The sequence below is a fragment of the Brevundimonas sp. genome (assembly GCF_036405315.1).
Classification (GTDB): domain Bacteria; phylum Pseudomonadota; class Alphaproteobacteria; order Caulobacterales; family Caulobacteraceae; genus Brevundimonas.
Genome location: NZ_DASWXW010000201.1, coordinates 1 through 11,556, shown reverse-complemented (window position 1 = coordinate 11,556; position 11,556 = coordinate 1). Strand labels below are relative to the sequence as shown.

Annotated in this window: 15 protein-coding genes; 6 read left to right on the top strand and 9 right to left on the bottom strand. The window is 67.5% G+C overall.

All coding sequences use genetic code 11. The annotated features are described in order from the left end of the window. Positions 1 to 1,409 (bottom strand): ATP-binding protein (locus VGE49_RS12480; protein ID WP_331034868.1); only part of this gene is annotated, 1,409 nt, incomplete at its 3' end. Between the two features lie 154 nt (positions 1,410 to 1,563). On the opposite strand from VGE49_RS12480, the gene VGE49_RS12475 reads away from it, so the two are divergent. Continuing rightward, on the top strand, positions 1,564 to 2,721 hold the full coding sequence (locus VGE49_RS12475) for a low temperature requirement protein A (RefSeq protein ID WP_331034867.1): 1,158 nt from the start codon (positions 1,564 to 1,566) through the stop codon (positions 2,719 to 2,721). Here the strand turns inward: VGE49_RS12475 and VGE49_RS12470 are convergent. After that, positions 2,718 to 5,063, bottom strand: coding sequence for an ATP-dependent helicase (locus VGE49_RS12470; protein ID WP_331034866.1), 2,346 nt, complete (start codon positions 5,061 to 5,063; stop codon positions 2,718 to 2,720). The genes VGE49_RS12475 and VGE49_RS12470 overlap by 4 nt on opposite strands. Before the next feature lie 149 nt (positions 5,064 to 5,212). On the opposite strand from VGE49_RS12470, the gene VGE49_RS12465 reads away from it, so the two are divergent. Then, on the top strand, positions 5,213 to 5,398 hold the full coding sequence (locus VGE49_RS12465) for a hypothetical protein (RefSeq protein WP_114816991.1): 186 nt from the start codon (positions 5,213 to 5,215) through the stop codon (positions 5,396 to 5,398). Positions 5,399 to 5,409: 11 nt separating this feature from the next. Beyond that, entirely contained in the window at positions 5,410 to 5,721 is a 312-nt protein-coding gene (locus VGE49_RS12460; protein WP_331034865.1) for a hypothetical protein, read from the top strand. Between the two features lie 109 nt (positions 5,722 to 5,830). Here VGE49_RS12460 and VGE49_RS12455 read toward each other — a convergent pair whose 3' ends face one another. Genes VGE49_RS12455 through VGE49_RS12445 form a run of 3 tightly spaced genes read right to left on the bottom strand, consistent with a single transcriptional unit; the run spans position 5,831 to position 7,198 of the window. Further along, a complete protein-coding gene (locus VGE49_RS12455) occupies positions 5,831 to 6,550 on the bottom strand; it encodes an SIMPL domain-containing protein (RefSeq protein ID WP_331034864.1) in 720 nt (239 codons plus the stop codon). After that, complete coding sequence (locus tag VGE49_RS12450) at positions 6,540 to 6,785, bottom strand: ribbon-helix-helix domain-containing protein (protein ID WP_207821554.1); 246 nt, start codon at positions 6,783 to 6,785, stop codon at positions 6,540 to 6,542. The genes VGE49_RS12455 and VGE49_RS12450 overlap by 11 nt, the downstream gene beginning before the upstream one ends. A gap of 2 nt (positions 6,786 to 6,787) precedes the next feature. Beyond that, the gene (locus VGE49_RS12445) at positions 6,788 to 7,198 is read right to left on the bottom strand and encodes a YbaY family lipoprotein (RefSeq protein WP_331034863.1); all 411 of its coding nucleotides are present in this window, start codon (positions 7,196 to 7,198) and stop codon (positions 6,788 to 6,790) included. A 142-nt stretch (positions 7,199 to 7,340) separates the two neighbouring features. On the opposite strand from VGE49_RS12445, the gene VGE49_RS12440 reads away from it, so the two are divergent. Continuing rightward, on the top strand, positions 7,341 to 8,264 hold the full coding sequence (locus VGE49_RS12440; protein ID WP_331034862.1) for a DMT family transporter: 924 nt from the start codon (positions 7,341 to 7,343) through the stop codon (positions 8,262 to 8,264). Between the two features lie 5 nt (positions 8,265 to 8,269). Here the strand turns inward: VGE49_RS12440 and VGE49_RS12435 are convergent, their stop codons facing one another. Both VGE49_RS12435 and VGE49_RS12430 read right to left on the bottom strand, forming a co-directional pair. Beyond that, positions 8,270 to 8,455 (bottom strand): DUF4169 family protein, encoded by a 186-nt coding sequence (locus VGE49_RS12435; protein WP_331034861.1) that lies wholly within the window; start codon positions 8,453 to 8,455, stop codon positions 8,270 to 8,272. Continuing rightward, the gene (locus VGE49_RS12430) at positions 8,455 to 9,048 is read right to left on the bottom strand and encodes a glutathione S-transferase family protein (RefSeq protein ID WP_331034860.1); all 594 of its coding nucleotides are present in this window, start codon (positions 9,046 to 9,048) and stop codon (positions 8,455 to 8,457) included. The genes VGE49_RS12435 and VGE49_RS12430 overlap by 1 nt, the downstream gene beginning before the upstream one ends. An 87-nt stretch (positions 9,049 to 9,135) precedes the next feature. Between VGE49_RS12430 and VGE49_RS12425 the strand changes: the two genes are divergently transcribed. After that, positions 9,136 to 9,369, top strand: coding sequence for a DUF2171 domain-containing protein (locus tag VGE49_RS12425; protein WP_331034859.1), 234 nt, complete (start codon positions 9,136 to 9,138; stop codon positions 9,367 to 9,369). A 99-nt stretch (positions 9,370 to 9,468) separates the two neighbouring features. Further along, positions 9,469 to 9,861: a YccF domain-containing protein gene (locus tag VGE49_RS12420; protein ID WP_331034858.1), complete on the top strand. Its 393-nt coding sequence runs from the start codon at positions 9,469 to 9,471 to the stop codon at positions 9,859 to 9,861. 1 nt (position 9,862) lies between these two features. Here the strand turns inward: VGE49_RS12420 and VGE49_RS12415 are convergent, their stop codons facing one another. Further along, positions 9,863 to 10,555, bottom strand: a complete 693-nt coding sequence (locus VGE49_RS12415; RefSeq protein ID WP_331034857.1) for a phytanoyl-CoA dioxygenase family protein — start codon at positions 10,553 to 10,555, stop codon at positions 9,863 to 9,865. A 4-nt stretch (positions 10,556 to 10,559) separates the two neighbouring features. Beyond that, positions 10,560 to 11,556 (bottom strand): class II fumarate hydratase (locus tag VGE49_RS12410; protein WP_331034856.1); only part of this gene is annotated, 997 nt, incomplete at its 5' end.

The following is an 11,556-nucleotide window of genomic DNA, read 5'->3' as shown; positions in this document are numbered from 1 at the left end:
CTGCAGTCCGACAGCTTGCCCGGCAGGCGCAGCTTGCGGGTGGCGGCGGCGCGCTGGACTTCCTTGTCCTTGCGGCGGCGCAGGCGGTCCTCGGCGCGGTCGATGACGAAGCCGAGCAGGGCGTTGGCCTGCTTGGGGCTTTCGGTAAGCCAATGGTCGAAGGGGTCGCGCAACAGCTGTTCGGCGAGCTTCTGGCCCTCGGGCGAGGAGAGGCGGTCCTTGGTCTGGCCCTGGAATTCCGGGTTGCGGATGAAGATGGAGATCAACGCGCCGGCGTTGGCGATGACGTCCTCGGCCGTGATCTGGGCGGCGCGCTTCTCGTTGATCAGTTCGCCATAGGCCTTCAGCCCCTTGACCAGGGCGGCGCGGAAGCCCGCCTCGTGCGTGCCGCCGTCCGGGGTCGAGACGGTGTTGCAGTAGGAGGCGATGAAGCTGTCGGCGTCGCCGAAGCCGATGGGCGACCAGGTGACGGCCCATTCCAGGGCGCCCGCCTCGCCCTTGCGCTCGGCGCGGCCGGCGAAGACGGGGGTGACGGTCTCCAGCTCGCCCACGCGCTCGGCCAGGGCGTCGGCCAGACCGCCGGGGAAGTGCAGGGTGGCCTCTGCCGGGGTGGCGTCGGTGATGCGTTCCGGCGCGCAGGTCCATTTGATCTCGACGCCGCGGAACAGATAGGCCTTGGCGCGGGCCATGCGGTAGAGGCGGGCGGGCTTGAAGGCCGCGCCGACGCCGAAGATCTGCTCGTCCGGGTGGAAGCGGATCAGGGTGCCCTTCTTCTTCGAGGGGCCGACCTGCTGAATGGGGCCGAGAACGTGGCCGCGGCTGAAAGACTGGCGCCATTCGAAGCCGTCGCGCCAGACGGTGACGTTCAGATGGTCCGACAGGGCGTTGACCACCGAGACGCCGACGCCGTGCAGGCCGCCCGAGGTCTCATAGGCCTTGCCCGAGAACTTGCCGCCCGAGTGCAGCACGGTCATGACGACTTCCAGAGCCGACTTGCCGGGGTGCTTGGGGTGGGGATCGACGGGGATGCCGCGACCGTCGTCGCGCACCGACAGGAAGCCGTCGGCGTCCAGATCGACAGTGATCAGCTTGGCGTGCTTGGCGACGGCCTCGTCCATCGCGTTGTCGAGGACTTCGGCGAACAGGTGGTGCAGGGCGCGCTCGTCGGTGCCGCCGATATACATGCCGGGGCGCTTGCGGACGGGCTCCAGCCCCTCCAGCACCTCGATCGAGGAGGCGGAATAGCCGGTGGCGGCCGCCGTCGCCGTGCTGGCGTGCGTCGCCAGTTCGACCTTGGGCTCGTGCGCGACGGGAACGGGCGTCGGGACCGGCGCCGGGGCGGGCGCTTTTTCGGCTGCGCGCGGTTGGGTCGGTTCAGCGTCGTCGAGGGTAGAGAACAGGTCGGCCATCTACGCAGTCTGCGATGATTCGGGGACCGGACTGGTAGGCTCCACGCCGCACAGGAGCAAGCTTTGCGACCTTTTACACCCGCTATCCACTGATTGGCTGGACGCGCCGGATCGTGGGCCGCAAGCTTGACGGAACTGTGAAGATGGAGCGGCCATGACCAGCCTGATGCGCGTCCGACGCCTGGGGGAGCACGCCAGGGTCGGCTTCGTCGAACTGTTCTTCGACCTGGTCTTCGTCTTCGCCATCACCCAGGTCAGTCATCTGCTGCTGGCGCACCTGACGCCGATGGGGGCCCTGGAGGCGGCCATCCTGCTGGCGGCGGTCTGGTGGGTGTGGATCGACACCAGCTGGATCACCAACTGGCTGGACCCGGAGCGCGGGCCGGTGCGGTTGATGCTGTTCGCCCTGATGGCGGCGGGCCTGATCATGTCGACCTCGCTGCCCGAGGCGTTCGCAGACAAGGGACTGGTCTTCGCCTGCGCCTTCGCCTCCATTCAGGCAGGGCGCAGCCTGTTCACCCTGTGGGCCGTGCGCCGGTCGGCGGTTCAGAAGGCCAACTTCCAGCGAATTTCGGCCTGGGCCCTGCTGGGGGCGGTGTTCTGGATCGGCGGCGGGCTGGCCGAGGGGCAGACGCGGCTGCTGATCTGGTTGGTGGCGCTATCGCTGGAGTTCACGGCGCCGGCGGTCGGCTATGTCGTGCCGTGGCTGGGGCGATCGGCCACGACGGACTGGGATGTCGAGGGCGCGCATCTGGCCGAACGGGTCGGTCTGTTCATCATCATCTGCCTGGGCGAGTCGATCATCATCACCGGGGCGACCTTCGCGGAGCTGGCCTGGACGCCGCCGGTCGTCGCCGCCTTCGTCTCGGCCTTGATCACGGCCATCGCCATGTGGTGGCTGTTCTTCAACGAGGCGCACGAGGCGGCGTCGGAGACCTTCAGCCAAGCCGCCGATCCAGGCGCGATCGCGCGGCGGGCCTATACCTATTGTCCGATCATCGTCGTGGCCGGGATCGTGGTGACGGCGGTGGGCGACGAACTGGCGCTGGGCCACCCGATGGGATCGACAGCGATAGCGATCGCCGCCGTGCTGATCGGCGGGCCGCTGCTGTTCCTGCTGGGCACCAGCCTGTCGATCCTGGCCGTCTGGGGCAAGACGGCGTGGCCGCGCGTGTGGGGCATGGCGGCCCTGGGGCTGGCGGCCCTGGCCAGCCCGCTGCTGACGCCGCTGGCCCTGACCATGACCTCGACGGCCATCCTGGTGCTGACGGCGATCTGGGAATCCGTCGCGGGCCGTGGGCGGAAGGCTTAAGGCGCCTTTTCGACGAAGCTGTCGATGACCTTCTTCTCGCCCGCCTTGTCGAAGGCGACGACCAGTTTGTTGCCCTCGACCGCGCGCACGGCGCCGTAGCCGAACTTTTGGTGGAAGACGCGATCGCCGCGCGACCAGTCGCCGCTGGACTTGGGCGGGGTGATCGGGCGGCTCTGGCCCTCGATGATCGCCTTGCGGGCGGGCGTCGAACCTGAACCCGAGCGAGAGGGGGCGTTCGAGGTGAAGCTCTGGGCGCGCTTCCAGCCGGGGCTGGAATAGCCGCCGCCGAAGGAAGGCGCGTCGTCCCAGCGGCTCTTGGCTTCCTTCATCCCCGCCGAAGCGCCGCCGTTGTAGTAGCCGGTGTCCGACTGCGGATCGACGTGGGCGAGGGGCAGTTCGTCGACGAAGCGGCTGGGCAGTTGCGAGGTCCAGCGGCCATAGACCAGACGGTTGGCGGCGAAGCTGATGCGCGCGTCCTGCTTGGCGCGGGTGACGCCGACGTAGGCGAGGCGGCGTTCTTCCTCCAGACCCTTCATGCCCTTCTCGTCGATGCTGCGCTGGCTGGGGAAGACGCCTTCCTCCCAGCCGGGCAGGAAGACCAGGGGGAACTCCAGCCCCTTGGCGCCGTGCAGGGTCATGATCTGCACCGCCCCGGTTTCGGACTCGGGGGCGGCCCGATCCAGGTCCATGACCAGGGAGACGTGCTCCAGATAGGCTTGCAGGGTGTCGAACGCCTGCATGGCCTGGGTCAGTTCCTTGAGGTTGTCCAGGCGCGTCTGGCCGCTGGTGCGGTCCGCCTTCTGCATGTCGGTGTAGCCGCTCTCGTCCAGCAGGGTTTCCGTCACCTGCCAGTGGGGCGTGCCCATGCTCGCCAGATCGCGCCAGCGGTCGAGGTCGCGCACGAAGTTGGCCAGGGGCGTGCGGGTGCGGGCCTGAAGCTCGTCCGTCGTGATCAGGTGGCGCACCGCCTGCATGGCCGAGACGCCGTTCTCGCGGGCGATGTGCAGGATCTTCTGGACGCTGGTGTCGCCGATGCCGCGCTTGGGGACGTTGACGATGCGCTCGAAGGCCAGATCGTCGTCCTCGGACTGGATCAGGCGCAGATAGGCATGGGCGTCGCGGATTTCGGCGCGCTCGAAGAAGCGTGGGCCGCCGATGACCTGATAGGGGACGGCCAGCATGACGAAGCGTTCTTCAAACGCCCGCATCTGGAAGGAGGCGCGGACCAGGACGGCCATGTCCCGATATTTCATGCCAGACTTGCGGGCGGTCTCGATCTCGTCGGCGATCAGGCGGGCCTCGGCCTCGCCGTCCCAGACGCCGCGCACGCGCACCTTGTCGCCGCTGTCGTCCTCAGTCCACAGGGTCTTGCCCAGACGGTCCTGATTGGTGGCGATCAGGGCCGAGGCGGCGCCGAGGATATGCTTGGTCGAGCGGTAGTTGCGCTCCAGCTTGACGATCTTGGCGCCCGGGAAGTCGCGCTCGAAGCGCAGGATGTTGTCCACCTCGGCCCCGCGCCAGCCGTAGATCGACTGATCGTCGTCACCGACGCAGCAGACATTGCCGGTCGAGGAGGTCAGCAGCCGCAGCCACAGGTACTGGGCGACGTTGGTGTCCTGATACTCGTCCACCAGGATATAGCGGAAGCGACGACGGTATTCCTCAGCCAGATCAGCGTGCTGCGACAGGATGGTGAGGTTGTGCAGCAGCAGGTCGCCGAAGTCGCAGGCGTTCAGCGTGGCCAGCCGCTTCTGATAGGCGGCGTAGAGGGCGTGGCCCTTGCCGTTGGCGAAGTCCTCACCCGGCGGCAGCTTCTCGGGCGTCCAGCCGCGGTTCTTCCAGTGGTCGATCAGGTGAGCCAGCGACTTGGGCGTGTGCTTCTTGGTGTCGATGTTGGCCGCTTCCAGCAGCTGTTTCAGCAGCCGCTCCTGATCGTCGGTGTCCAGGATGGTGAAGCTGGACTTCAGCCCCACCAGTTCGGCGTGGCGGCGCAGGATCTGGGCCGCGACCGAGTGGAAGGTGCCCAGCCAGCGCAGGCCCTCGGCCGAGGGGCCGATCAGATGACCGATGCGCTCGCGCATCTCGCGCGCGGCCTTGTTGGTGAAGGTGACGACCAGCAGTTCCCACGGCTTGGCCCGGCCGGTGGCCAGGATGTGGGCCAGACGGGTGGTCAGGACGCGGGTCTTGCCGGTGCCGGCGCCCGCCAGGACCAGGACCGGCCCCTCGGTCGTTTCGACCGCCAGCCGCTGTTCGGGGTTCAGACCGGACAGGTAGTCGGCCGCGCCTTGCGGGGACTGGGCGCGCGCGAGGTCGGAAATGCGGGGAGAAGGCAGGTCGGTCACGGGATAAGCGGCTCACGCAAGGCGGATTCGGAGGAGAACATAAGCAGCACAGAGGCCAAAGTCAGTCCCCGATGGAAAATGGCCCGCGGGAACCGCCAAGCCTGACCCTCGTTCTCACGACCTCAGGGGAAGCAATGGAAGGGAAACAAATGGCCGAGAGTTCAAGCGGAGGCGGAAACGCCGGATTGGCCTTCATCGTCGGCGGCCTGGTCGTCGTGGTGGCGGTGCTGGCCTGGTTCCTGTTGGGCCGGGGCGGCGCGCCGGAAACCAAGGATATCGACGTGGACGTGAAACTGCCCGAGGTGTCGGCTCCGGCCGTGCCGAGCGGCCAGTAAGGAGGCTTTGAATGACGGACCCCAATATCCCGCCGCCTGAACGCGTCGTGCACCAGACGACGATCAACACCGCCGCACCGGAGCGTAAGGGAGGCGGCGGCATGCTGGCCTTCATCGTCGGAGGCCTGATCGTCGCCGTCGCTGTGATCGGCTGGTTCCTCTATTCCGGCGGGCGGGCGCCCGCTGTGCCGGAAGCGCCGGAGGTCAATCTGGACATCAATGTTCCGGCGCCGAAGCTGCCGGATACGCCGCGCATTCCGGACATGCCGCGCCCGGCCGAACCGCCGACCGTGACGGCGCCGGCGGCTGAGCCGCAGGGCTGAGAGCAGGAGACGCCGCCCGCGCAGGGTGGTCGTGAACCGTCTATGAGCCGGCCGCGTCCGAAAGGGTCGGCGGGCTCATTTTCTATGTCGGGACATCGGGGTCTGGCGGCTACTTCAGCCGGTAGCTGATCGTGGTCACGACGCGGACCTTCTTGTTCAGGGAGGTGGCCTCGTCGCCGAAGCCGTCGCGAGGCAGGATTTCGAACGAGCCCTGACCGGCTGACTTGATCGGGCCCAGAGGCGCGCCGGAATCCTTGGCGAACTGGACGGCGCCGGTGCGGGCGGCGGCGGTGGCCTCGGCGATCATGGCCGGGCGGACGTCGTTCAGCTTGGTGAAGATGTAGGACGGCCCCTGGAAGTCCTGCAGCACCACGCCCTGACGCACCAGATCGTTCAGGTTCCGGGTCGTGGTCTGAACCCGATCGACGTCGTTGGTGCGCACGATCACGGTCTGGTTCAGGATGAAGCGCGGGCCGCCGGTCTGGCTGGCGTACTCACGCGAGCGGGTGTCGGCGACGCCCAACTGGCCCAGATCGACAGCGTTGTCGGGATAGCCCTGGGCCTTGAGGAACTGGCGCACGATGGCCAGGTCGCCGTCGATGCGGGCCTGAACCTCGGACAGGACCTCGCCCGAGGCGGTGAAGCGGATCGGCAGGACGGCGAGGTCGGCCTTCACGTCCTTTTCCGCCAGGCCGCGGACGGTGACGGAGCGGTCGCCCGCGCGGGCGTTGACCACGCCCTGACCGATCAGGGCGCCGCCGCCGACCAGGCCGAGGGCCAGCAGACCGCCGATGACGGCGGCGGGGATCAGGCGGTTGTCAGAGGTCATCGTCGTCTTCTCCGGCGAAGCTGCGGTCGCCGCCGGCCCATTGCAGGGCCAGAACCCGGCAGGCCGAGGCGAGGGGGCGACGGCCGCGCCAGGCGTCGATGCGGATCAACAGGGCGGCGCGGCCGAGGTTCAGTTCAGCCCCGATGGCGTCCAGAACGGCCCAGAACTCCGGCTCCAGCGCCACCGAGGTGGCGTGGCCGGACAGAAGGACGGAACGCTTGGCGAGGCTGCTCACGGTTAGCGGACGCCGACCATCATGATGTCGACCTTGTTCGGCGCGCCTTGCGTCAGGACCGAATGACGGGTGTCGGTGGTGAAGCGCAGGGCCCCGGCCGGGTCGCGGATCTCGGCGCGGACGGCGTAGGTGTGACGGGCGTCGATCTGGTTGTTCGGCACCGACAGGGTGACGCTGTAGGGCGGGCCGCGGCCTTCCAGCGGCTTGCTGGTTTCCGCCAGGACGCGGGCGGGGGCGTCCATCAGGCTGACATCCTCGACCTTGACCGTCAGCACATGGCCGGGCGGCAGCATGATGCGCTCGCGATAGGCGGCGGTGACGTCGATCTGCGTCGAGGCGGCCGGGCCGTCCGGCATGCTGGAGCAGGCGGCGACCGCCAGGGCGAGCGGGGCGATCAGCGGAAGAAAGCGCATGATGAAAGGTCCTGTGAGGGGGCTAGCTTAGCAGAACGCGCGAGCGTCACATAAGGCTGCAAGACGTGAGGCGCGGCGGTCGCGATCTGGTGCTAACGGGAGTTCCGCTTTCGTTTCCGTTGAGTCGCCCTGAGGCCCGCCCGTGACCGAACCCGTGACCCAGACTGCCAAGTCCTTCATGTCTCCGGCCGCCTTGGCGCTGGGCGGGATCGGCGTCTGCGCCCTGATCTGGGGCACGACATGGTACGCCATCACCTTCCAGCTTGGAGCCGTCGATCCGGTGGTGTCGGTGGTGATGCGTTTCGCCATCGCCGCGGCGGTTCTGGCCCTGGTGGTCAAGGCGACGGGCGGGAAGCTGGCCATGACGCGGCCGCAGCACCTGATGGCCGTGGGGCAGGGGCTGTTCTCGTTTTCGATCAGCTACGCCTTCGTCTACGCTTCGGAGGAGAAGATCGCCTCGGCCGTGGTGGCGGTGATCTTCGCGGCCCTGGCCTTCCTCAACCTGATCCTGTTCCGCGTGGCGTCGAAGCAGAAGGCGGCGCCGGCGGCCTGGCTGGGCGCGGGCATGGGGGTGATCGGGGTGGCGGTCCTGTCCGGCGGCGAGGTGATGGGCGCGGGCCTGGGTCTGCACGCGGTCGAGGGCGTGACCTTCGCCGTCATCGCGGTCGTGGCCTCGGCCTTCGGCAACTGGTTCGCCTGGAAGGGGCAGCAGGCGGGGGCGCAGGTCCTGCCCGGCACGGCCTGGGCCATGGCCTACGGCACGGGGGCGTTGGCGCTCTATGGCCTGGCGACGGGGGTGTCGTGGTCGGTGGCGTGGAGCCCGGCCTATGTCATCTCGCTGCTGTATCTGTCGCTGTTCGGCTCGGTGATCGCCTTCGGCCTGTATTTCACCATCGCCCGCATGCGGGGCTTCGCCCTGGCCAGCTATGTATCGGCTCTGACGCCGCCGATCGCCATGCTGGTGTCGGTGCTGTTCGAGGGCGCGAGGTTCGGCTGGATCGCCCTTGTCGGGCTGGCCCTGGTGCTGGCGGGCCAACTGTTCCTGATCCGGGCGCCGAAACGATAGGCGGCCTAGCTTTCAGGCTCGTCCAGCCTGTGGCCGTCCAGGCGGGCGGCGTCGCGGTCGCGTTCTTTCTGCGTGGTGAGGCGCTCGACCTTGGTGCGGCCGAAGGTCAGGCGGTTGGCCTCGGCGGCGCGCCTGGCCTCGGCCTTGTCGCGGGCCTTCCTCGCCTTGTTCAGGTTGACGATCTCGCCCATCAGACGTGGCCCTCGGGGCTGTCCTTGGCCCAGGCGCGCTTGAGAGCCGGCCGGCCGCCGATGCGCTGAACATAGGAGTCATAGGGCTCGCCCGCCGGCATGGCGCCCCGGAACCACTGCAGCAGGCTGCCGAACAGGATGTCGAGCGCCGAGAACTCGCCCAGGATGTAGCCGCCGTCCTGGACGGCCGCGCTCCAGCGGTGGTCCAGGCCGGCGTAGCCGGCCTTGCGCAGATCATTCCAGGTGTCAGGCGGACCCGAGGTCAGGACGCTTTCCAGCACATTGTTGTAGAGGCCCAGCCACGACAGATACTCGGCTCGGCGGGGATCGTTCGGTCCCGGCGCCATCTTGGCCTCCGGGAAGCGGTCGGTCAGGAAGAGAAAGATCAGCACCGACTCGATCAGCAGCTGGCCGTCGACGCTGACGGCGGGGGCCTGCTTCAGCGGATGGGGGTTGGTCGGGTCGGCGTGACCGTGACCGCCCTGTCGTTCGATCTCGACATAGTGGATGTCGTAGTCGGCGCCCAGTTCCTCCAGCAGCCACAGCAGACGGGTGGAGCGAGACTGGGGGGCGTGGTGGATGGTCAGCGACATCGTGAACTCCCTTGGGCGGCCATTGTGATGGACCCGTTCGCAGCGCGGGCCGTTGTTCCATCACCCCAAACAGCAATGGAGAGGGTCATGATAAACGCCTCGATGATCAAGGAACATCTCGAAGTCGTGGGCTCGGACGGCAAGCACGTCGGCCGGGTGGACCATGTGATGGGCGACCAGATCGAACTGGCCAAGTTCGACATGGGCGCGGGCCTGAAGCATCACATGATCCCGGTCAGCTGGGTCGATCATGTCGACGAACACGTTCACCTGAACATGACCAGGGACGAGGCCAAGGCGCGCTGGGTCGTGAAGCACTAGGCGCCGCCTTACCGCGAATTCACCCGGGCCCCGCTGTCACAGGCGGGGCCCTTCGCCATATCAGGGGCGTCGCGCCGTTTCGCGCGTGGAGAGACGACCTTGATCCGACTGATCCTGAACCTGCTTTGGTTCTTCCTGGGCGGCTTCGCCTCGGGCTTGGCCTGGCTGTTCGGCGGACTGCTGCTGGCCCTGACGGTGGTGGGCCTGCCGTGGGCGTTCGCGGCCTGGCGGATCGCCAGCTATTCCTTCTGGCCGTTCGGAAGAGAGGTCGTCTGGCGTGATCCCAACCCGGCCGATCTGGGCGCGGGATGCCTCGGCGTCGGGCTGAACGTGATCTGGCTGGTTCTGGCCGGCTGGTACATCGCCCTGGCCCATATCCTGATCGCCGTGCCGCAGTTCGTCAGCCTGATCGGCATCCCGTTCGCGCTGAAGAACGTCGAACTGGCCAGGCTGTCGCTGGCGCCGGTGGGGCGGACGATCCGGGACAGGTAGTTCAGGTGTCAGTGCGAGCGACGCCGAGCCATTCGAGACCGTTGGGTAGTTCCTGCGCCGAATAATCGAGCTGTAGGACGCGTCGCCGTCTGTCGCTGAGAGATTTGGCTGAGCTATGCAGGATCGGGGTCGCATAGGCCCAGACGTCGCCTGCATCCGCGTGACACGCATAGATGGAGTTTTGGTTCGCCAAGGCCTCGACGTTATCGGCGGCCACCTTGCCAAGCCGATGTGAGCCAAGGGCGACGATCAAGGGCGCATTATCGTCCGCGCAGGGGTCAAGGTGGACGCGGAGCGTCACCATCTGGTCGAGCACCGAGATCGGCGGCGCGACATGGACGATGCCGTCCTTAACGGACCATGGGCCGAAATCCGGCGTGTCCCGACGCTCACGGACGGCAATGGTGCGGTCCTGATGCCAGGCGACAATCCAGTTCATCGCCTGGGACTTGTCGAAGAGGACGGCGCGAACCGGACGGGCGCCCGGCCCCAGCAATCCGGCGGCTAAGCTTCCGATCTTGCCCGTCGCCGCCAGCAAGTCCGTTGTGGGCGTATCAAACAGCAGCCGCCGGCCGGGACGACTTTGCAACTCGTCGCCCAGCCGGTTCAAAAGATCTGCAATATCCCGTTCCGACAACACGGCTCGAAAGAGCGCGGCGCCGTGAGCCGGGATATTGAGATCATCAGCCTGCATATCCTCAGCCCGGCGAGATCATCTTCTCGGGGCGGACGGCTTCGTCGAACTCGGCGTCGGTCAGGTAGCCGCCGCCGACGGTTTCCTGACGCAGGGTGGTGCCGTTCTTGTGCGCGGTCTTGGCGATCTTGGCGCAGGTGTCATAGCCGAGGCGGCCGTTCAGGGCCGTGACCAGCATCAGCGAGTTGTTCAGGCCGCGCTCGATGTTGTCCTCACGCGCTTCGATGCCGACGACGCAGTTGTCGGTGAAGCTGATGGCCGCGTCGGCGACCAGGCGGACCGACTGCAGGAAGTTGTAGGCCATGACGGGGTTATAGACGTTCAGCTCGAAGTGGCCTTGCGAGCCGGCGAACGACAGGGCGGCGTTGTTGCCGAACACCTGGGCGCAGACCTGGGTCAGGGCTTCGCACTGGGTCGGGTTGACCTTGCCCGGCATGATCGACGAGCCCGGCTCGTTTTCCGGCAGGGCCAGTTCGCCCAGGCCCGAACGCGGGCCGGAACCGAGGAAGCGGATGTCGTTGGCGATCTTGAACAGCGAGGCGGCGACCGTGTTGATCGCCCCGTGGCTGAAGACCATGGCGTCGTGGGCGGCCAGGGCCTCGAACTTGTTCGGGGCGGTGGTGAAGGGCAGGCCGGTGATGGCGGCGATATTCTCGGCCACCTTCTCGGCGAAGCCGATGGGGGCGTTCAGGCCGGTGCCGACGGCGGTGCCGCCCTGGGCCAGTTCCATCAGCCTGGGCAGGGTCTGCTCGATGCGCTCGATGCCGTTGGCGACCTGCGTCGCATAGCCCGAGAACTCCTGGCCGAGGGTCAGCGGCGTGGCGTCCTGGGTGTGGGTGCGGCCGATCTTGATGATGTGGGCCGAGGCCTTGGACTTGGCGTCCAACGCGGCGTGCAGGTGCTTCAGCGCCGGCAGCAGGTCGTTGACCACCTGTTCGGCGCAGGCGACGTGCATGGCCGTCGGATAGGTGTCGTTCGACGACTGGCTCATGTTGACGTGG